This window comes from Pseudoalteromonas sp. 13-15 (assembly GCF_001468205.2).
Lineage (GTDB): Bacteria > Pseudomonadota > Gammaproteobacteria > Enterobacterales > Alteromonadaceae > Pseudoalteromonas > Pseudoalteromonas marina.
Window position 1 is genome coordinate 1,797,906 of sequence record NZ_CP019162.1, and the last position, 19,412, is coordinate 1,817,317.

Genomic DNA, 19,412 nt, shown 5'->3' on the forward strand with positions numbered 1-19,412 from the left:
AGCTGAGTGCCTTAATAGCAAAAGTCTCAATTAAGTAGAGCAGCATAAAGGATTAAATATGAATAAAACGATAAAAAAATTAGTGGTTATTACAGCGGTTGCATTATCAGCAGGTGCTTTAGCACAAACCTATAATGTATATAACCACAAAAAAATGGCTGCCATTGAATGCGGTGGTGAACAAAACATAAAAAGCGTTACAAGTAAAAAATTTGAATGTATTGAGCAAGCTAGAAAAACACTATAAATGCGACAAAATCTAAGCTTAAAAATAAGATAAAAACCCGAGGGTTGGCCTAAAAGGCAACGATGAATTCACAATGCAAAGCAACCTTTACCAAGGTGAGCGCTAGTTTGGGAATAATAAGAGGAAACTTTCCTTTTTTCTACATGCTTAAATAACCTAAATTAAGCATAATATTTATAGCTGGCAATAAGTTACAATATTTTCTAACAGTAAAAATTCATGAAATAAGGACCTTTTTACGCAAATATGGGGAAAGTGTCCTTTGATTAAATTGTTATACGTTTCAAAGGATTTGAGTTTATGCGAACTAAAGTATTTCGAATTATAGCTTTTTTGCTGGGTTCATTATTCATCTTGCATGGAGTATTTATAGCTATTGTAGGAGAACCGACTGGGAATTCTGGAGTTGGCACTGTAATTACTAGTGTAGGATTAGGCTCAATATTCATATTCTATGCAGTAACTGGTTATTCCAGTATTTATAAATACTTTAAAGACCGGACGGTTAAATAAACGTATAACAAGGGTTTTCAAGGCGGACAAATTACAGTTGGTTTTTTGTTCGTGCCTCACTTATTTTAGCCAAATGCAATTTGCCGCTTAAAACGGCGTTATAAGCCATGATGATCGAATTAGTTTTAATCTCAGCATTAGTATCATTTGTTAATACCGATACATATGAAGTAGATTCATGTATTGGTGAAAAATTTGCGTTAATCGAAACTGTGAATCCTCAATGGCCAATTCATTCTGAACGGATTTTAGGTATCGGTTACGTAGATATCAAAATTACCGTTAATGGTGAAGGTGAGGTTATTGAGCGTCAAATAACTCGTTCTCAACCGAGAAGAATTTTTGATAGGCAAGCGCTTAGAGCCTTAACTAAATGGAAATTCAATGCCTCAAAGCACGAAGAACGTTGCTTTGAAGTAACTTTTAAATTTGATTTCGACAATTTTGAGTAAATGGCTTATAACAAGCCGTTTAACGAAAACGCCAGCAAACAACGCTGGCACGGACTCGCAAAAAGCGCTCGCCCGTTAACGGAGCGTTAGTTGTATTGGAGATAACAATTGAATAAATGGAATAAAGGTAACAACATTAAAAGCCCCGTGGGTTTCGGAATTGCTATTGGTGTAGCCATAGGTTCAGGAATAGGAGTTGCAATGAATAACTTGGCCTTGGGCATGGGTGTTGGCATAGCTATCGGAGTTGCAATTGGCTTATCTATAAATAGCAAGCAAGACCATGATGAGTCCGGCGAATAAAAATCATACTCAACAAATTTACATGCAAACAACTAACAAGCGCTTCCAGTCTGACGCCAAAACCTCCGTGTTCTTGTGTTACTCGCTGCGCTCAAACATTAACACAAAAAAACTCCGATTCCGGCGCAGCTGAAGCGGGCGTTATGTTTAGAAGGAGGTTTTATGGAAGCACCGTGGAAAGGTGAGAAAGTTACTCCGTTTATTAGAATTTTGGCAATAATATTTATTATTTGTGGACTTTTTGCCTTTTGTAGCTTGTTATATGCATTTTTTGAACGTGGTAATGTTAGTTCTGACAACCTAGATTTTAGGGCTTTATTCGGTATGTTATCAGCTCCTTATTGCTTCCTATTATTTTTAAAAGTTGCGGTAACAGGTCATGCACCAAAATCATGGATTCCATGGAAGTAGTGTAAACATAACAAGGAATTTCAAGGAGGTTTAATGTTTTATTTTAATTTATATGATGACAAAAGATTAAAAGGTCTCAAGCAAAGTGAAAAAATGGAGATCGTAAATAGCGCAGTTAAACAATTCAGAGAAGACAAACCTATAAATATTTCTCGCCGATTGCTAATTATGTTTCTTTGGTGCGGAATACCAGCTTTAGTCTTCTTAATACTTTTTAATTTTGGTTTCGCTATTGGCTGGTTTGCTCTTTCCATACTCATTCTTGGGATAAAGACCGCTAATGATGAAAGTGCTGAAATCGAACCTTACTTAGATAAAGTATTAGAGTGACATAAATATAACAAGTCACTGAAGAAAGGCTCGTCACGGCTTGATCGAGTTCCTTCGTCACATAAGTTTAGCAAGCCTAGACCGCTTCTTGATGAAGCGTTATATTTTCAAACGAATTGGAGCATTAAATGAATTCAGAAGTTAAAATCGATATCTTATTTGCTGGGCTATTATTGATTCCAGTATTGATACTTGCAATTCCTTATATTAAAAATAAGCTAGTGATCCTTTCTCGCGGTAAAGCTTTTTCAATTATCTCATTACCAATATCAGCATATTTAATTTATGACATATCAATTGAAAGCAATATTTTCGGCTTAGTCGGTTTGTGTGTGGCGTATATCGCTTTCTTTTCTACTTATGCCGCTTCAATATCACTATTGGCTGTTTCAACCAAAAAAGAAGACTTGGCGTAATAAAGAGATACAAGGCACTCAAAAGGGTAATTACTCCTCACCCATTTTAGTAGACTCCTCCTCATCATTTTGAGGAGGCTAAAATGCCTAGATATACCCAATCTAGATAGACATCGTTTTACCCCGTTAATTTCAAAATCAAAGCAGTCGAACTAAGCTTACGATACGATGTCATGTCATGTCAAAGGACGTTGCCGAGGCGCTAGATATTTATCTGTTAATGCTTAGTCGTTGGCGCTTCGCTTATCCGACCTACACAACCTAATAACAATTACTATTTTTCAAACCTGGGGACTTTTCGCTTATCGGCTTTGCTCATGGTAAGTTCTTCAACTTCTTCTTGCTTTAACTTGTCGGGTTTGTCCTCTAATGACTGCTGACTGGCATTTTCATAAGAAAGCTCGGTAAGCAGCGCAAAGTGATCTGAGCCATATTTAGCTAAGCGCTCAATACGCTTAACCTTAAAACCCTGGCTATGAAATAGGTGGTCGAGCGGCCAGCGCATAAAAAAGTAACCCGCGTGGAATGTATTATAAAAGCCGCGACCTTTACGGGGATCTAAAAAGCCACTTATTTGCATAAATAAACGCGTACTGCGCGACCATGCTACATCATTTAAATCGCCTGCTACAATTGTTGGACGAGTTGGGTTTTTAACTGCTTTGGCAACCATTATTAGTTCTGAGTCGCGTGGGCGTGATGAATCTTCTTCAGTTGGGCTTGGTGGTGCTGGGTGAATAAAGTGCCCTTGCATTTCAAGGCCTTCGTCGTTTTCAAATAAAATATGAATTGAAGGAATATCATCTTCAATGAGCTCACATATTTGCGCATCGAGTAATTTAAATTTGCTGTATAAGTGCATGCCATAGCGATTGTCTTTAGGGCATTCAATATAATGAGGGTAATCTTTTTTAAGCACCGATAGCTTTTCTTCCCACCAGCTATCGCTTTCAAGTGTAATAAGTAAGTCAGGTTTATGCTGATTCACCAACGCTATTAGTTGCTCACTATTGTGGTTTGACATAAGCACATTAGCCGACATAATTCTTATGCTGTGCTCGCTGTTTTTGCTCGCGCTTTGTACTTCTTTTTTTGCAAGCCAAGTATAAGGAAAGATCCACTTACCTTGTAAAACCATAATAATTACAGATGCGAGCGTAATATAAATATAGTGCGTATCATTATTTAGCCATAACAAAAATAGTGAACTAGCAAATATAAAACCAGCAATATAAAACACTTGTAAGCGAACAAAATCGCAGCTTCTAACCAGGTAGTGCTGGCTGTATGACATGGGTAGTAAAGTTACCAGTAAAAAAAAGCCAGTAGTTACAGCCAACAATGTAAGCATTACTTAAATCCCTTTAAATTAATTTAGCGACTCAAAATTGATAAGATTTCTCGTGTATCGTGTACTAAGTGGATAATTTTACGGTCGATTTCAATACTTACAGTACCCTTATTTCTCGAACGTTCAACAACCCTACCACGTTTGTATATATCAACCTCTAAAATATCACCAGTATGGTAACGCTTATTTTTGCCTGGTGGAGTCCATCCTGCACGAAGTAACTGCTTTTTCTCTTTTTTAGAAAGAGAGTTATGATCATGATGCTTGTATTTTTTATGGCCAACCTTTTTACCTTGGTGCTGGCCATGATTGTCTTTGTTTGGGTTAGCTTGTGCCCCAACAGATGACAGCGCAACTGTGATGAGTGTGATATAAATAGCTGCTTTCATAAGTATCTCCAGTGCTAATAGTCATCTAAGACTAACAAGCTAGGATGAACATCAAATGAAATAGCGCTTAAACTTACGGTGTTAACGGTGTTTGTACTGAGTTTTACAATGACTGCGCATAATAGCGGGATCGCGTAACTTTAAGTGCTTAGTTTTACGCCCTGCGTGGCGCTTACGCCACACTTTAAAGCTCCCTTTAGAGATGTGCTCTCGCATAAAAGCGACGAGTTGAGGGTATTTTAATCCGTATAGTTGTTCAATGGCTTCGAATGGCGTTCTATCTTCCCACGCCATTTCAATAATGCGTGATTGCTGCTCTGCGTTAAACATGGTGTGTTCCAAAAATTAAATTTATACGCGACTTAAAAACGCGTAGATCATCAATTTCATCACTCACTTTAAAATTTAAAAATAGCTTATATACTTAAAAGAAAATGGATTTGCTAGTCATGCGTTTTATTTTATTAATCTTCGCTTTAATGGCGTCATCGTTAGCAGTTGCCGAGTCAGGTAAAACATTACGCTGCGTTACAACTCACTACCCGCCTTATACTATTTTTGATGAGCAAAAAAACATTTTTACCGGATCAGACATTGAACTGATAAATTACTTAAATCAAAGCTTAGGCTTAAACATTAAAGTAATACACTTACCTTGGGCACGCGTAAAAAAAGAAATGACCCTTAACTATTACGACTGTTATTTCTCTTTAGCAACAAACACCCTACGTGAAAAGCATTTAGAGTTTACTCAGCACCCTACACATGTCACCAAATTTGGATTATTTGCTTTAGATAAAAGTACCCTAAATAACAAAGACTTTTCTAGCACTAGAATAGCTATGCTCCGAGGCGTTGCCTTACCTAATGAAATAGCTGATAAATACAATATATTGCCTAAAAATATAATGCATACACTTTCAACGTCAGATTCTTTCAAGTTATTAGAAAAAAAGCGTGTTGATTTTATAATCACTAATTATCAAGCTGGGCTTTGGTTTGCAAAAAACAGTGTCGGCATTCACGCTCGTCAGTTCCATGAATCCAGCTTACCTGTTTATATTGCATTTAAGCCGGGTGTAGTCGATATAAATTTAATTGATAAGCAAATAAAGCAATATTACGAACAATAATTTACGGTTATACATGCACTTTAACGCAACAAGTTTAAAAGCCTATAAAAACCACATATCATTTAACCAAGCTATTTCCCCAAACGTTTTAGGTATGTATGAAATATTATTGTTTGCCGCTCATTTTGCCGTTTAGCCAAGCTGTTGTTGCTGATCAGAAAAGTACAGACTCAATTGAAGTTATTACCACCACAGCATCAAGGGTAGAAGCACTTTCTAGCTCACTCCCATTGTCTATTTCCACCTTAACCGATGCGCAACTTAAAAGTATTGCACCTAATCATATTGAAGAAGCCCTTCAACGCGTTGCCGGTGCTAATGTGCAACGCGGCAATGGCCAAGAATATTTACCTGCGCTTCGCTCGCCAGTTTTGTCTGGGGCTGGCGCATGTGGTGGTGTGCTAACTTTAGAAGATGGAATAGCGCTTCGCGCTGCGGGTTTTTGTAATATTAACGAGCTATTTGAATCGCATAGTGAAATGGCCCAACGTATTGAGGTGTTAAAAGGGCCGGGGTCAGCTTTATATGGCTCAAATGCTGTGCATGGTGTTATTAATGTTATAACACCCGACACAACTCAAGGCGGCGGTTTATTGGGCGTAGATTATGGCTCATATGGCTATGCACGCGTTAAATTACGTGCAGGGCAAGACTATGGAAACAGCGGAATTGGCATAAACGCCAGCATTACTGACGATACAGGGTACCGTGATGATGAAAGTGTTAAGCAACAAAAAGTCAATATACGCCATCGTCTAGAGCGCGATAATCTATTGCTCACATCGGGCATAACTTATACACATTTAGATCAGCAAACAGCTGGTTTTATTACTGGGTTTGAAAGCTATAAAAATAAAGATATAGCACAGCAAAACTTCGATCCTGATGCATTTAGAAAGGCAACATCTTTGCGAGCGTGGAGCAATGCAACATGGCAATTAGCCAATAACGATGTACTTTCTACCACTGTGTATATGCGCGATCAAAGTATGGACTTTTTTAAACATTTTTTGCCAGGCACACCGCTTGAAAAAAACAGTCAAACAGGTATTGGTGTTCAATCGCTTTATAAGCACAGTATAAATAACAATGTAACTCTGAACTTAGGCTTAGATGGCGAGTACACCCAAGCCGACTTTTTACAAAGTCAAAACGAGGCAACGCAAGGTTCGGCATTTTTAGTGGCTACCGTGCCACAGGGTAAACATTACGATTACAACGTCAATGCCACACTTTATGCACCATTTGCATCCGTGAATTGGCAATTAAATAAATGGCTATTAACGGCCGGGGTTCGTTACGAGCACATGCAGTACGACTACACAAATAATATGCTTGCGGGCAGAACAAAAGAAGATGGTAGCGAGTGCGGGTTTGGTGGGTGCCGATACAGTCGTCCTCCTAGCACTAAAAATAGCTTTAGTAATGCCTCACCTAAACTTGGAATAAGTTACCAATACAACAGTAATAACACGTTTTACGCTAACTTTTCTCGCGGTTACCGAGCGCCACAAGCTGCTGAGTTATATCAATTACAACGCGAGCAAACCACCGCTAATTTAAACCCAGAAATAGCTAACAACGCTGAGTTTGGTATAAAAGGATTATACAGTGCATTTAATTACGGCTTATCTGTATATGCTATGAGTAAACACAATACTATTTACCGTGATAGCGACTTTTTCACTGTAAATGATGGCAGCTCTCGCCATCGAGGTGTGGAACTTGAACTTAATTATCAATTACCCAATAACGTGTCAGTTAACTTTGCAGGTACACATGCTAAACATAGTTACACTAACAACCAAGTTATTAACGGCCTAAACATAAATGGCAACGACATAGATACCGCACCACGCAACATTGCTAATATTGATATTACGTGGCAAGCACGTAACAACACCCAATTTGCACTTCAATGGCATCATGTTGGCCATTACTACACAGACCCTGAGAACTTAAATGAATACGAAGGCCATTCGGTTTTTAGCTTACGCGCCCAGTGGCAAGCAACAAAAAATATTGAAGTTATGGCTCGTATTATAAATGTGACCAATAAAGCGTATGCAGAGCGAGCTGATTACACCAGTTTTACAGGCGATAGATATTTTCCGGGTAAACCACGCAATGCAATGATTTCAGCATCTTACTCTTGGTAAGCAACTATAAATAGAATGTGGGTTAATGTTAGTTAACCCATTGCTGCAACCACGAAAAAAAACCTTTTGATGACTTAATTTGCGGGTGCTTTTGAGCGTAACGGGAATTAGCAAGCTCCCGTTGCTCTCTGCGTTCTTGTGCTAAGTTAGCCTTTGCTGCAAAGCGTATACGTTGCTCTTGAGTAAGCTCGTCATTGAAATGAATAGCTGACTTTTTTACTGCTCGACTACTTTTTGGTGAACTGCACATGGTTGTATCCCGATAATGTTACTAATTATATGACACGTAATTAGCGACAAAACTTTCAAACTATTCCTAAATTGCGCCAATACATTCAACTTCTACTAAAGAATCAAGCGCTAACGCTTTTACTGCAAATGCACTACGCGCTGGATACGGCGCACTAAAATATTGCGTATAAATAGCGTTAAACGCTTTAAAGTCGTTAATATTGGTAAGCATAACGGTGCACTTTACAATATTGCTCATGCTGTAGTTATGCTGCTCTAAAGTGCGTTTAATATTTTCAAGTGTTTGTTTAGCTTCACCTTCAAAACCACCCGCTGCTAACTTACCGGTTTCAGGATTAATCCCTATTTGTCCCGACATATAAAGCGTATTACCGGCTTTTACTATTTGCGAAAATGGTAAGTTTGGAGCCACTTTGGTGGTATTTAAAAACTCAACATTGCTTGAACTAGCATGGGCACTCATGCACATGAATGCGCTTATATATAAAGTGATTAAAGAAGTAGGTTTCATAGTAACTTAACCTTATGGTGTGGTGTCATAAGCAGGAATTTTATGTAAATCGGCCAACCACGTAAGTGCTGACTTTGACCAAATTTGTGCTGAAGGCTTAAATTGCTCTCGCTGATCAACAGCACCTAAACGCAACCCATATATACGATCGATAGGTGACTCATTAGTTGCATAAAGTGATGTACCACAATTGGCACAAAAACCTTGCGCTCGCTTATTGCCACTTTGCGCTGTTTTTACATACTCTTTCGGTTGTCCTTTTGTAAAATCAACCGAATTAGGATCTGCAATTACAACAGCTCTAAATGGTCCACTCGACATCCGTTGGCAATCACTACAATGACATACTATTACGTTATTATTTTGTGTGGTGGCCTCATAAGTTATATCGCCACAAAAACAGCTTCCTGTGATTTTCATATAATAATCCTCTAATTTAGGCCTATAAAGCCCTCACACATCTTTACGCACTGCGCTTAAAATACAACATTGAGTTAGCTTATGACCTTTACTAACTCAATTGTTAGCAGCCTACTTTTTACTATCTAAGTAATCTACAGCGAGCAGGCTTAATGCCTTAGTCCCTACTTTAAACGATGATTCGTCAGCATAAAAATAAGGTGAATGATTACTTGGTACCGTTTTTAAATCTTGGCTACTTGGCGTACCACCTAAAAATACAAAGACACTTGGGATTTCTAATGCATAAAACGAAAAGTCTTCTGCACCTGTAATCTTATTCATTTCCACTACGTTATTTTTACCCGCCGCTTTTGCGAGGGTTGGCAGCATTTGCGCAGTAAGCTCAGGGTTATTCACCGTTACTGGGTAACCTTCATGAATATGCACATCGGCAGCTGCTCCCGACGACTTAGCAATATGTGTAGCCGTTGTTTTTATTTTTTCAAAAATCTGTGCTCTATTATTCATATCAAAATTGCGAATTGTACCTACCATTTCAACTTTTTCAGGAATTATATTATTGCGCACTCCCCCTGCTATTTTGCCAAACGACACAATTGCGGGCTCTTTGGTTATATTTACTTGGCGGCTCACAATATGGTTAACGCCCGTTACAATTTGTGCAGCCGCTGCAATAGGGTCAACCCCAGTCCAAGGTGCTGAACCATGTGCTTGGCGGCCGTTAACAGTAATTTCAAACCTATCAGAACTGGCCATAGCAGGGCCGCTTCTGTAACCAATTTTGCCGCTGTGTAAGCTCGATGTTATGTGAAGACCAAATGCTACGTCGGGTTTATATTTGGTAAATATCCCCTCTTTGAGCATCAATTCTGCACCGCCTTCCTCGCCAATAGGTGCGCCCTCTTCAGCTGGCTGAAACACAAACATAATATTACCGTGCAGCTCGCTTTTCATATCGGCCAATACTTGTGCTGCGCCCATCAACATGGCTACATGCGTGTCGTGCCCACAGGCATGCATTACCCCCACATCTACACCGCGGAAATTTGTTGTTTTTGTTGATTTAAATGGCACATTTGTTTTTTCGGTTACCGGTAGTGCATCCATATCGGCGCGTAGCATTACCGTAGGACCAGGCTTTGCGCCTTTTAAAATACCCACAACACCGGTGTAAGCAATATCGGTTTGTACTTGCATACCTAACGACTTTAAGTGTTTAGCCACAATGCCTGCGGTACGTGTTTCGCGATTACCAAGCTCAGGGTTTTGGTGAAAGTCACGTCGCCATTCAATTACCTGCTGCTCTACATTTTTAACGTGTTGATCAAGGTTTGCCTGCGCGTTAAACGTACCAAGTGCAGCAAAACCTAATGCCACTGAAAGTAGTGATTTTTTCATCCTGTTTTCCTTTATTATTTTAATGAAGCCCAACAACCGATTTAGTATTATAGAAAAGTGCTGTTGAGTTATAGCCTACACCATTTTTAAATACAGTTTCCATATTACGGATAGCCGACACATTTTCTGCAATATTGTCATTTATAATTACTAACCCAGCTTGTTTACCTACTTCAATACTGCCTACTCTATTTCGCTTATTTAAATACAAAAGCCAGCTTAGCAGCTGGCTTTTACTTAACCTAAACCCTTAATTATTTAGCAATATACACGCTATAACTAAGCCCTTTTAAAGTGACCGTTAACTTGCCATTTTGTTGCTCAAGTTGCTCGGCAGCTACAAGGGGGGACAAGTGTTTATAGGAGCTATTAAACTCTATTGTTTGTGGCGTTTTTTCGCTATTAAACACAATAATATATGCCTGATCTGCGCCTTTTACTGTGCGTGAAAACGCAAACATGCCAGTGTTTTCAGCAAAAAATAAGTCGTTGTATTCACCGCGGCGAAGCCCTTCGTGATTTTTTCGTAACTTACTTAATTGAGCAATAGCTTTAAATAATGGGTGCTGCTGATTAAAGTTATCATCAGCCGTTGTTTGGGTAGTGCCTATAAGGTTATTGTCGTTATAGCTTGCAACCTTTGATGCAAACATATCTTCGCGTGCATCAATATCGTGGCCATCGCCTGTAAAACCTTGTTCATCGCCATAGTAAATAACTGGTATACCGCGCGATAAAAACATAAACGCATGCGCTAATTGGCTGCGCTTTAATTTAAGCTCGTCACCTTCGTGATCAAATGTTTGGTTTATAAATAAGCCAGGTCTGCCCATGTCGTGGTTACCTAAAAAGGTCATAAGTAAATCGGCTTGGCTGTCTTCATCTTTGTATAGTGAGTCTTGTGCAAACAGCTCGCTAATGGCGCTTGGGTTCTCCCCTTTAAAAAACACATCGGCCGCTATTTTTTGAAATGCAAAATCAAGCACCGATGGAATTTTACCTTCTGTAGTAAATACACTTAGGTTTTTAGGATTTGAGTCGTAAACCTCACCAAACACATGAAAATTTGGAATGCCTTGCGCCTTAGCGTAATCAATAATAGCGGGTGTAAATGTTTGCCAAAACTCGAGATTTACATGGCGTACGGTATCGATTCTGAAGCCGTCGGGCTTAAACTCTTTTATTAAATTTTGATAAATATCGACCATGCCGCTCACCACCTGCGGATGCTCTGTTTTTAAATCGTCTAGGCCGTTAAAATCACCATTAAGTGAGCTTTCGCCACTAAAGGTGCTGTCGCCTTGATTATGATAATAATCGACATTATTTAGCCACTGTGGGTACTTAACATTTTTTAAGTGCTCTGGAATAAATGGGTTATATGGCTTAGGGTTATTTAGCGCTTTATATTCACAATGCGTTAAACCCGTTTTAAATTGACCGTCTGGCATGTGGCATTCATCGTAACGAATAATATCAGCAGTGTGGTTAGTAATTATGTCAAAAAATACTTTAATGCCTTTTTTATGAGCCGCATCAATTAGTTTTTTTAAAGAAGCATTACCACCAAAGTGCGGGTCAATTTCGCTAAAATCGACAATCCAATAACCATGGTGCGCAACACCCCCGAATTGAATCGCTTGATTGCGTAATAATGGCGTCATCCAAATGGCTGTAACCCCTAGTGCTTCTAGGTAGTCTAGCTTTTGTTCAATACCTGTTATATCTCCACCATGAAAACCACTGGTGGTTGTTAAATTTAACCCACCAGCCGAAATAGCATGCTCTTTGCTACCATTATCGTTTTGCGGATCGCCATTATAAAAACGATCTGGTAATACAAAATAAAATATATCGTCGCGTACATCGCGCTGTAAATAATTATTAGCACTTGCCGTGTTTGCGTTATCGGCCGGTGGTGGCTGATTACTTTTACAAGCCGTTAATACCACGACTGTGCTTAGTAAAAATGTTGTTAGTGTGTTTTTTATCATTTTAGTGCTCCTTTACTAAACTATGGCAGCTCGCAACCTTTTACACTTTCGTAAAGTGCATACCAATGAGCGGCCGTTAACTGTATTTTGCTTACTTGTGCACACGCTTTAATACGCGCTGTGTTAGTAGTCCCTATCACAGGTTGTATGTTTGAAGGATGCCTATTTAACCATGCCAGTACAATGGCTTCTGCACTTGTGCCGTACTGCGCAGCTAAGCTTTGTACTAATTGGTAGGTGTTTTTGATATGGGTTTCAGCGCCGGTTATATCAGCACCCGAAAACAACCCTTGGCTTAAACTTCCCCACGCCTGCAGCTGTATATTTTTGTGCTGGCAAAACTCTATTAAGCCTGGCGTAAAGTTAATATTTGCGCCTTGCGCGTTACCAGCATATATGCCCTCTTCAACCCAGTCATTTTTTAATAAGCTCATTTCTACTTGATTCAAAATAAGTGGTTCTGAAAGGGCTTGTTGAATGGCTTTTATTTGATGTTGCTGCATATTAGACACCCCTAAAAAACGTACCTTGCCTTGGCTTTTTAGTTTTTTATAAGTGCTAGCAATTTCCTGTGGGCACATGAGTGGGTCAGGTCTGTGCAAAATAAGTACGTCTAAGTAATCGGTTTTTAGCTGCGCTAAACTATTATTTACACTGTGTTCTATCCACTGCCCTGAAAGGTCATAACGCTTAGGGCCATGTTCATCTTCAAAGCGAATACCGCATTTAGATTGAATAATTAACTTATCACGGTCGGTACGCGTTTTTAAAACTTCACCAAATACCTGCTCTGCTTTACCAAAAGTATAAATATCGGCATGGTCAAAGTAGTTAATGTTATTTTCAAGCGCAGCCTCTACCACTGTGTGTGCTTGGTGTATGTCGGCTTTGGTTATTGGGTTGTTATTCCAGCCGCCACCCAGGCCCATACAGCCATAAATAAGTTCGCTAGCATTGGGTATAAATTGAGAAATCGGTTTATTGGTCATGAGTAATCAGTATTAAAAAAGAGTGACTTGTAGTTTACCGATTAAATTATTCAACTAAATACTAAAAATAAAACTCATTATTTGTTATAACAAACAATAAAAACACAGTGCTCATTTAAATGCTTAGAGAACATAAAAAATTTGAACGGTTATTTTTATTTAACGAAGTAGCCAAACACTTAAGCTTTTCAAAGGCAGCTTTAGCGCTTGGGATATCCCGGGGGTATTTGTCTGAGCAAATAAAAGCGCTCGAAAAAGAATACCAAAGAGCCCTACTCATTCGTACAACCCGCAGTGTAAAGCTCACCCAGCAGGGAGAGCATGTGCTTAGCTGTATGGGAAATATTAAAAGTACATTATTAGAGCTAGAACGCACATTAGCCCATGAACACGAGGCTATTGCTGGCAATATTAGAATTACCGCGCCGAGCCAATTTACCAATAGATACCTGCTCACTATTTGCGAACAATTTAATCAAGAGTACCCTGATGTTAAGTTTAATATAGACTGCAGCTACACCCCTCACGACTTGATACAAAGCAATTACGATATTGCATTTAGATCAACCCTTAATCCACCACAAAACATGATTGCCAAAAAGCTATTTAGTTATAAGCAGGTGTGCTGCGCAGCCCCAAGCTATATCGCTAAAAATGGTGAGCCAGGCAGTGTTGAAGATTTATTAAAGCATAGCTGTTTAACCAGCACGCAATTTAGCCTTTGGCACTTTTCCGATAGGGCCATTGAGCTTGAGGGAAAACTAAGTATTAATGATAACCACATGCTTAAAAACCTCGCACTGCAAGGTCAGGGAATTATATACACCCCCGAGTATTTAGTAGATTTAGAAATTAACGCACACACTTTAAAACCGGTATTAACGCAGTTACAGTATCCGCAATCTGATGTGTATTTAATTCACCCTCAGCTAATTAACGAATCTGCACGTATTAGCCGTTTTATTAAATTCACCACCAACTGGTTTAGAAACTAGCTTACCAATTACTTTTATATTGAGATATATGGTTTACTAAATAATCTACTCAAGCTTTAACAGTTGGGCTTAACAAACGTTGAGACGGATAAAGTAAATTAATAGGTTGTGGGCTTGGCGCGTATTCATTCAATACCTTTACCAGCTGTCCGCTTTTGAGTGCTGAGTTAACGTAAGGTAATTGCGCTATACCCCGGACTGCTGGAGCAAACTCCTTTAAACTTTGTAAGTCTTTAACCTCTATAATCTCCAAGAATTTTAAAGTCGTATTTTACCCTCAGGATTAACTCCAGCACCGCGTGTTAGCTTTAACTGTGTTTAGAGGACAATTAAATTTTTTAAATGTACCCATCTTAATAAAGGTTAGAGTCATAAAGCTATTTGAATTGATAAAAGGGAGGGTTCAACAAGCTCACTAATTTGGTACCAGAAAGGCTAGTTTTTTTACCATTGTGGGAGTAATTCCAGTTTGTTACATGAACGATTAAACCGCTCATGTAGCAATGTTTGCTTATTTTTTAATGCGTCAATTAAACTTAACTTTAGCTAAGCTTTATAAGCGTTTGCATTTTTAATGCTGTTAAAATCATTAAACCGTACATTATGCTGGCGCATTACGTCGAGTATTTTTTTGCTTAACATTTGGCGTAAATAAAAAGGTTGGTTTGGTACAAAGTGATGAATAGTGTGCGTTTTACCAAAATTGAAGCAAAAAAGGTGAAACGGCATAAATAACCGGCTTGTAATTACGTGTGTTTGCTCAAGCATATTATTTACGCCACCGTAATAGTGCATGCTTGATGTGACAAAATTAAGCGAGCTTGAACGCACTATATTAGGCACAATTAACACAACCATTAAAAATTCGAACACATTTAAAACCTCTAACGCTAGTGCCGGAGTGCTTGCTTCAATGGGTACAAAAAAGTTAACAGTGTGGAATATAATTACACTATACAAAATAATGAAGTATGTTGTTGTTATCGGAAAACCCGCATTAAACACGCTTAAAAAACTAAATCCTTTAATTTCTTTACTAAAACGTTTGGTATTAATAACTAAACCGAGTAAACCGTCCACAATAACAAGCGCACGCATAAATGGATTTTTAATGCCATTGCCCACTAAGCGCTCTTCGAGATCTTGCTCCGTACCTGATGTTTTATGATGATGTAAATGCATTTTGCGGCGATACCATGGGCTAATGGTGTTTGGCCTCATCAACCAAACAGTTATCATCATAAAATTATGGATTAAAGGCTGGTTACTAAAATACTGTTTATGAATTAGATCATGCTCAAGTTCGTGAGAAATCGAAGCCGCCATAGCTGCCAAAATAATACAAGCCCAAGCAGGAATAATGGCAAGGTAATACAAAACCCCAACGCCAATTAAAGCACTCAACGAGAGCAATAATATAACAAGTCCAATGGTATTTTGATGAGCAAGCAAAGGGTATTTTTGGCGTATTACTGCCTCTTCTGCTTTTATAGCTTTGACAATTGCTTGAATATTTTGTTTGGCACTTAGCTGAGTCATATGAACGTTCTTAAAACCGTGTTGTAAACATGATACTTAATTACATTATACGCTAAAACATTTAAGTTGGATTTCATTGTATTTAAGCAAAAAATCAATTTTTAAATGTTAAGTCTAATTTCCTATCTAAAAGGGTTAAATACTTAATATATAAAGTGGTAAGCACTTCAAAAGAGCGTTAATTAAACGTAACAAATGTGGATTTACCTGCATTTACCCTATAATCTATATTATAAATAACATAGTTGTAGGGAAAGCCTTTAAATTATGAACACTTTTCAATCTATTTATAAAGAAGGCAAATGGCAAACGTCGCTACCTAAAAAATCTGATGCTGCATTAGTATTTGCTTTTGGTGACAGACATGCCATGGCAACATCACACATGTTGTCTCAATTAAAATCATCTTTCCCTGAGGCTGAAATCTTAGGGTGCTCTACCAGCGGAGAAATTCAAGGTAGTGAAATACACGACGAAAGCATAGCGCTGACCGCCGTCCACTTTGAGAAAAGTCATGTTGTTGCCAAGTCAGATAACATTAGTAACTATGCCGACTCAAGCTCTTTGGGCACCGCACTTGTAAATCAATTAGATCATAATGGCTTACGTTATGTGTTTGTTGTTTCTGATGGACAGCTTATAAATGGCAGCGAGCTCATTGAGAGTATTACTGGCGCATTACCTAAAAACGTACTTGTAACTGGTGGCTTAGCGGGTGATCAGGCTCGCTTTAAAGAAACCATAGTATGGCACAATGATAACGTAACTAAAGGCTTGGTAGTTCTTGTTGGGTTTTATGGCGAAAAGTTAAATATTAGCCATGGCACCATGGGCGGGTGGAAACCATTTGGCCCTATACGCGAAATTACCAAATCAACTAAAAATACCCTTTATGAAATAGACCACAGTCCTTCACTGGAATTGTACAAAACGATGCTAGGTGAATACGCTGACGGGCTGCCAAGCTCTGCTTTATTATTCCCGCTATCTATGCAAGAAGTTGGTGAAGAACAATCCGTAGTCAGAACCATTTTAAGTATTGATGAAGATAAAAAAAGCATGACCTTTGCAGGTAATCTTCCTGAAGGGGCTAAATGCCAACTAATGCGCGCAAACTACGAAAATCTGATTGATGGAGCACAACAGGCAGGTGAAGCAGCCATACAAATGATGGGCAGCAACCAGCCTTGTCTTGCGCTTTTAGTGAGCTGTGTTGGTCGACGAATGATACTCGACCAATTAATTGAAGAAGAGCTTGAAACAATTGCAGACTTACTTCCCGAAAACTGCACTAGAACCGGCTTTTACTCTTACGGCGAGTTATCGCCTCACGTACCTCTGGGGCCATGTCATTTACATAATCAAACCATGACCCTGACTTTATTAAGTGAAGACTAGGAGGTTTACAAGTTGCATAAACTGTTAGCACGCCAGTTAAAACGTAGTAAGGTGGATGAAAGCTTTGTTCAAGAGTATGCCGATATTATATCGCGGGTATCTGATGCTTATGAACTGAATGAGCGCGAAATCAATATTTTAGAGCGCTCATTATTTATTACGTCTAACGAATTAAACGAACGTAATGACTTACTTAAAAACCAACTTAATGAGCTTTCTGATACACAGCAACAATTAGAACACTCAATTAGCGTGCTTAATGCAACATTTGACGCTATAGGCGAACAAGTTACTGTGCTAGACCTAAAAGGTAACGTTGTGAGCGCCAATATAATGGCCAGAGAGTTCTTCGAGCGCTTTAATTTAAACGCATATAATTACTTTAGCCAAATAGATAAAGTAATAAAAAAAGGCAACAAAAGCGCCGACATTATCGCGCAATTAAAAGCAGACTCAAAACAGGCCTTGAGTGGCGAGTTTGAATCTATCGACGACAAATATTATAGCTACCGCTCACTTCCTCAGCTTAAAAATGGCCAACTTATTGGTCGTGTATTTTGCATTCGTGATATCAGCGTTGAAAAAGAACATGAAGAAATCATTCATTTTCAAGCCTACCATGACGCCCTAACTGGATTAGCAAACCGTCAATTATTTATGGACCGTCTTGAGCATTCACTAACGCTTGCAAGACGTGATGATTCGATGACCGCAGTGCTCTTTTTAGACCTAGACAACTTTAAGCGAGTTAACGACACTGAAGGCCACAAAGGCGGCGACGAACTACTAATCAAAATGGTAGAGCGTATTAACCACCGTTTAAGAGAGCAAGACACACTTGCCCGAATAGGTGGTGATGAGTTTGTAATTCTTGTTGAGCTTGTTAAGTCAAAAAATAATATTGAAAACTTGTGCGAGGCGTTGTTAGAGACAATAAGTAAAGAATTTATTATAAATGGTCGACCTCAATATGTATCATCAAGCATTGGAATTGCATTGTATCCACAGGATGGTATTACGCCCGACTCCTTGCTTAGTAACGCCGATATGGCGATGTATGACGCCAAAAATAATGGCAAAAATGCCTACCGTTTTTATCATAGGAAATTAGAAGCTCATGCCCGTGAACAAATGGATATTGAGCGCGAACTTCGCAAAGCAATAAACAACCAAGAATTAGAAATATACCTACAACCTAAAATAGGTTTAGACTGCAATCAGATTTTGGGAGCTGAAGTGTTGATGCGCTGGTTTACGGCTAGCGGAGAGTCTATACCGCCCGATTTATTTATTCCTATTGCTGAATCAACTGGGCTAATAAAAAAAATAGGTGAGTTTGCTATTAGCTCGGCTATATCGCTATTAGAGCAATGGCAACTAGAGGGCATCGCGCCTTTAAAGCTTGCAGTTAACCTATCAATTATTGAATTTCAGGACGAACATTTTATTGATTACATTATTGAAAGTATTTCAAACTCATCAATTAGTGGCGATCAATTAATTATTGAGTTAACTGAATCTATTTTTATGGAAAATAAAGAGAAGATGAGTAAAACCATGCATAAGCTCAAACACTATGGTGTTGCGTTTGCATTGGATGACTTTGGTAAAGGTTACTCGTCGTTTAGTTATTTACAGTTATTGCCTATCGATTACTTAAAAATCGACAAATCGTTCTTACAAAATGTCATTACTGATGAACAAAGCGCTGCCATTGCCAAGTGTATTATCGATATTGGTCATAACTTAGATTTAGCTATTATTGCAGAGGGAATAGAGGATCAAGAAACGCTTGATTACGTATCAAAGACTCACTGCGAAATGGCGCAAGGATTTTTTATGTACCGCCCTATGCCCTCTGATTCATTTACAAAGCTAATACGAAAAAACAGCCACGCAAAGTGATATGACTATTTAGAATATCACCTTGAGTGACCCTCGAGTCCGTCATCACAAATTTTAGACATAAAAAAACCTCTGCAAAATCTAGCAGAGGTTATAAAAAGTGGTACCAGCGGCCGGACTCGAACCGGCACTCCTTTCGGAAGGGGATTTTGAATCCCCCATGTCTACCAATTTCATCACGCTGGCATCATTTTTCTTTAACCTTCTAAACACGAGAAGATAAAGAAAAACCACTTTAGAGCTTAGGATTATTTATGTGCCTTCGTCTCTATGCCAAGCATTATACAAACAATAGGGTTAGCAG

General features: G+C 38.7%; 22 protein-coding genes and 1 tRNA gene. 10 read left to right on the forward strand and 13 right to left on the reverse strand.

The genetic code is table 11. From position 1 onward, the window contains the following. Window positions 1-58 precede the first annotated feature (58 nt). From ATS72_RS08290 to ATS72_RS08320, 5 genes are all read left to right on the forward strand, one after another. Window positions 59-247 carry a hypothetical protein gene (locus ATS72_RS08290; RefSeq protein WP_058430247.1) on the forward strand — a complete coding sequence of 63 codons (189 nt, stop codon included), beginning with the start codon at window positions 59-61 and terminating at the stop codon, window positions 245-247. Window positions 248-867: 620 nt separating this feature from the next. After that, complete coding sequence (locus ATS72_RS08300; RefSeq protein WP_058430245.1) at window positions 868-1,212, forward strand: energy transducer TonB family protein; 345 nt, start codon at window positions 868-870, stop codon at window positions 1,210-1,212. Between the two features lie 465 nt (window positions 1,213-1,677). Beyond that, window positions 1,678-1,926: a hypothetical protein gene (locus ATS72_RS08310; RefSeq protein ID WP_058430243.1), complete on the forward strand. Its 249-nt coding sequence runs from the start codon at window positions 1,678-1,680 to the stop codon at window positions 1,924-1,926. 33 nt (window positions 1,927-1,959) lie between these two features. Continuing rightward, window positions 1,960-2,256, forward strand: a complete 297-nt coding sequence (locus tag ATS72_RS08315; RefSeq protein WP_058430242.1) for a hypothetical protein — start codon at window positions 1,960-1,962, stop codon at window positions 2,254-2,256. 128 nt (window positions 2,257-2,384) lie between these two features. Next, a complete protein-coding gene (locus ATS72_RS08320; protein ID WP_058430241.1) occupies window positions 2,385-2,672 on the forward strand; it encodes a hypothetical protein in 288 nt (95 codons plus the stop codon). A 274-nt stretch (window positions 2,673-2,946) separates the two neighbouring features. Here ATS72_RS08320 and ATS72_RS08330 read toward each other — a convergent pair whose 3' ends face one another. The 3 genes from ATS72_RS08330 to ATS72_RS08340 form a co-directional block, all read right to left on the reverse strand. After that, window positions 2,947-4,023, reverse strand: a complete 1,077-nt coding sequence (locus ATS72_RS08330) for an endonuclease/exonuclease/phosphatase family protein (RefSeq protein ID WP_058430240.1) — start codon at window positions 4,021-4,023, stop codon at window positions 2,947-2,949. A gap of 23 nt (window positions 4,024-4,046) precedes the next feature. Beyond that, window positions 4,047-4,412 carry a hypothetical protein gene (locus ATS72_RS08335; protein WP_058430239.1) on the reverse strand — a complete coding sequence of 122 codons (366 nt, stop codon included), beginning with the start codon at window positions 4,410-4,412 and terminating at the stop codon, window positions 4,047-4,049. An 81-nt stretch (window positions 4,413-4,493) separates the two neighbouring features. Beyond that, complete coding sequence (locus ATS72_RS08340; protein WP_058430238.1) at window positions 4,494-4,742, reverse strand: TIGR03643 family protein; 249 nt, start codon at window positions 4,740-4,742, stop codon at window positions 4,494-4,496. Window positions 4,743-4,861: 119 nt separating this feature from the next. On the opposite strand from ATS72_RS08340, the gene ATS72_RS08345 reads away from it, so the two are divergent. Together ATS72_RS08345 and ATS72_RS08350 are read left to right on the forward strand one after the other, a co-directional pair. Continuing rightward, entirely contained in the window at window positions 4,862-5,545 is a 684-nt protein-coding gene (locus tag ATS72_RS08345) for a substrate-binding periplasmic protein (protein WP_058430237.1), read from the forward strand. Between the two features lie 98 nt (window positions 5,546-5,643). Continuing rightward, window positions 5,644-7,704, forward strand: a complete 2,061-nt coding sequence (locus tag ATS72_RS08350; RefSeq protein ID WP_058430236.1) for a TonB-dependent receptor — start codon at window positions 5,644-5,646, stop codon at window positions 7,702-7,704. A gap of 28 nt (window positions 7,705-7,732) precedes the next feature. Here ATS72_RS08350 and ATS72_RS08355 read toward each other — a convergent pair whose 3' ends face one another. From ATS72_RS08355 to ATS72_RS08385, 7 genes are all read right to left on the reverse strand, one after another. Then, window positions 7,733-7,954, reverse strand: a complete 222-nt coding sequence (locus tag ATS72_RS08355) for a hypothetical protein (RefSeq protein WP_039038431.1) — start codon at window positions 7,952-7,954, stop codon at window positions 7,733-7,735. Between the two features lie 66 nt (window positions 7,955-8,020). Beyond that, window positions 8,021-8,467 carry a RidA family protein gene (locus tag ATS72_RS08360; protein ID WP_074210154.1) on the reverse strand — a complete coding sequence of 149 codons (447 nt, stop codon included), beginning with the start codon at window positions 8,465-8,467 and terminating at the stop codon, window positions 8,021-8,023. A gap of 12 nt (window positions 8,468-8,479) precedes the next feature. Beyond that, a complete protein-coding gene (locus ATS72_RS08365; RefSeq protein ID WP_039038433.1) occupies window positions 8,480-8,887 on the reverse strand; it encodes a GFA family protein in 408 nt (135 codons plus the stop codon). 111 nt (window positions 8,888-8,998) lie between these two features. Next, window positions 8,999-10,288, reverse strand: coding sequence for a M20 family metallopeptidase (locus ATS72_RS08370; protein WP_058430235.1), 1,290 nt, complete (start codon window positions 10,286-10,288; stop codon window positions 8,999-9,001). Between the two features lie 19 nt (window positions 10,289-10,307). Then, window positions 10,308-10,499: a hypothetical protein gene (locus tag ATS72_RS08375; RefSeq protein WP_039038435.1), complete on the reverse strand. Its 192-nt coding sequence runs from the start codon at window positions 10,497-10,499 to the stop codon at window positions 10,308-10,310. Window positions 10,500-10,542: 43 nt separating this feature from the next. Beyond that, a complete protein-coding gene (locus tag ATS72_RS08380) occupies window positions 10,543-12,282 on the reverse strand; it encodes an alpha-amylase family glycosyl hydrolase (protein WP_058430234.1) in 1,740 nt (579 codons plus the stop codon). 20 nt (window positions 12,283-12,302) lie between these two features. Further along, on the reverse strand, window positions 12,303-13,271 hold the full coding sequence (locus ATS72_RS08385) for an aldo/keto reductase (RefSeq protein WP_006793695.1): 969 nt from the start codon (window positions 13,269-13,271) through the stop codon (window positions 12,303-12,305). A gap of 119 nt (window positions 13,272-13,390) precedes the next feature. Between ATS72_RS08385 and ATS72_RS08390 the strand changes: the two genes are divergently transcribed. Beyond that, a complete protein-coding gene (locus ATS72_RS08390; RefSeq protein ID WP_006793696.1) occupies window positions 13,391-14,266 on the forward strand; it encodes a LysR family transcriptional regulator in 876 nt (291 codons plus the stop codon). 49 nt (window positions 14,267-14,315) lie between these two features. Here the strand turns inward: ATS72_RS08390 and ATS72_RS08395 are convergent, their stop codons facing one another. Together ATS72_RS08395 and ATS72_RS08400 are read right to left on the reverse strand one after the other, a co-directional pair. Then, a complete protein-coding gene (locus ATS72_RS08395) occupies window positions 14,316-14,519 on the reverse strand; it encodes a LysR substrate-binding domain-containing protein (RefSeq protein ID WP_052242911.1) in 204 nt (67 codons plus the stop codon). A 293-nt stretch (window positions 14,520-14,812) separates the two neighbouring features. Then, window positions 14,813-15,805, reverse strand: a complete 993-nt coding sequence (locus tag ATS72_RS08400; RefSeq protein ID WP_058430233.1) for a fatty acid desaturase — start codon at window positions 15,803-15,805, stop codon at window positions 14,813-14,815. 267 nt (window positions 15,806-16,072) lie between these two features. Between ATS72_RS08400 and ATS72_RS08405 the strand changes: the two genes are divergently transcribed. Further along, on the forward strand, window positions 16,073-17,203 hold the full coding sequence (locus ATS72_RS08405) for an FIST signal transduction protein (RefSeq protein ID WP_058430232.1): 1,131 nt from the start codon (window positions 16,073-16,075) through the stop codon (window positions 17,201-17,203). 12 nt (window positions 17,204-17,215) lie between these two features. After that, complete coding sequence (locus ATS72_RS08410) at window positions 17,216-19,108, forward strand: EAL domain-containing protein (protein WP_058430231.1); 1,893 nt, start codon at window positions 17,216-17,218, stop codon at window positions 19,106-19,108. A gap of 101 nt (window positions 19,109-19,209) precedes the next feature. Here ATS72_RS08410 and ATS72_RS08415 read toward each other — a convergent pair. Next, window positions 19,210-19,294, reverse strand: a tRNA-Leu gene (locus ATS72_RS08415). Window positions 19,295-19,412 lie beyond the last annotated feature (118 nt).

Excerpts from the sequence above, each read along its gene's own strand:
- ATS72_RS08390 (WP_006793696.1), top strand. The coding sequence starts at position 13,391 with ATGCTTAGAGAACATAAAAAATTTGAACGGTTATTTTTATTTAACGAA.
- ATS72_RS08380 (WP_058430234.1), bottom strand. The coding sequence starts at position 12,282 with ATGATAAAAAACACACTAACAACATTTTTACTAAGCACAGTCGTGGTA.
- ATS72_RS08385 (WP_006793695.1), bottom strand. The coding sequence starts at position 13,271 with ATGACCAATAAACCGATTTCTCAATTTATACCCAATGCTAGCGAACTT.
- ATS72_RS08330 (WP_058430240.1), bottom strand. The coding sequence starts at position 4,023 with ATGCTTACATTGTTGGCTGTAACTACTGGCTTTTTTTTACTGGTAACT.
- ATS72_RS08400 (WP_058430233.1), bottom strand. The coding sequence starts at position 15,805 with ATGACTCAGCTAAGTGCCAAACAAAATATTCAAGCAATTGTCAAAGCT.
- ATS72_RS08370 (WP_058430235.1), bottom strand. The coding sequence starts at position 10,288 with ATGAAAAAATCACTACTTTCAGTGGCATTAGGTTTTGCTGCACTTGGT.
- ATS72_RS08405 (WP_058430232.1), top strand. The coding sequence starts at position 16,073 with ATGAACACTTTTCAATCTATTTATAAAGAAGGCAAATGGCAAACGTCG.
- ATS72_RS08340 (WP_058430238.1), bottom strand. The coding sequence starts at position 4,742 with ATGTTTAACGCAGAGCAGCAATCACGCATTATTGAAATGGCGTGGGAA.
- ATS72_RS08365 (WP_039038433.1), bottom strand. The coding sequence starts at position 8,887 with ATGAAAATCACAGGAAGCTGTTTTTGTGGCGATATAACTTATGAGGCC.
- ATS72_RS08290 (WP_058430247.1), top strand. The coding sequence starts at position 59 with ATGAATAAAACGATAAAAAAATTAGTGGTTATTACAGCGGTTGCATTA.
- ATS72_RS08300 (WP_058430245.1), top strand. The coding sequence starts at position 868 with ATGATGATCGAATTAGTTTTAATCTCAGCATTAGTATCATTTGTTAAT.
- ATS72_RS08315 (WP_058430242.1), top strand. The coding sequence starts at position 1,960 with ATGTTTTATTTTAATTTATATGATGACAAAAGATTAAAAGGTCTCAAG.
- ATS72_RS08345 (WP_058430237.1), top strand. The coding sequence starts at position 4,862 with ATGCGTTTTATTTTATTAATCTTCGCTTTAATGGCGTCATCGTTAGCA.
- ATS72_RS08355 (WP_039038431.1), bottom strand. The coding sequence starts at position 7,954 with ATGTGCAGTTCACCAAAAAGTAGTCGAGCAGTAAAAAAGTCAGCTATT.
- ATS72_RS08320 (WP_058430241.1), top strand. The coding sequence starts at position 2,385 with ATGAATTCAGAAGTTAAAATCGATATCTTATTTGCTGGGCTATTATTG.
- ATS72_RS08350 (WP_058430236.1), top strand. The coding sequence starts at position 5,644 with ATGAAATATTATTGTTTGCCGCTCATTTTGCCGTTTAGCCAAGCTGTT.
- ATS72_RS08310 (WP_058430243.1), top strand. The coding sequence starts at position 1,678 with ATGGAAGCACCGTGGAAAGGTGAGAAAGTTACTCCGTTTATTAGAATT.
- ATS72_RS08335 (WP_058430239.1), bottom strand. The coding sequence starts at position 4,412 with ATGAAAGCAGCTATTTATATCACACTCATCACAGTTGCGCTGTCATCT.
- ATS72_RS08360 (WP_074210154.1), bottom strand. The coding sequence starts at position 8,467 with ATGAAACCTACTTCTTTAATCACTTTATATATAAGCGCATTCATGTGC.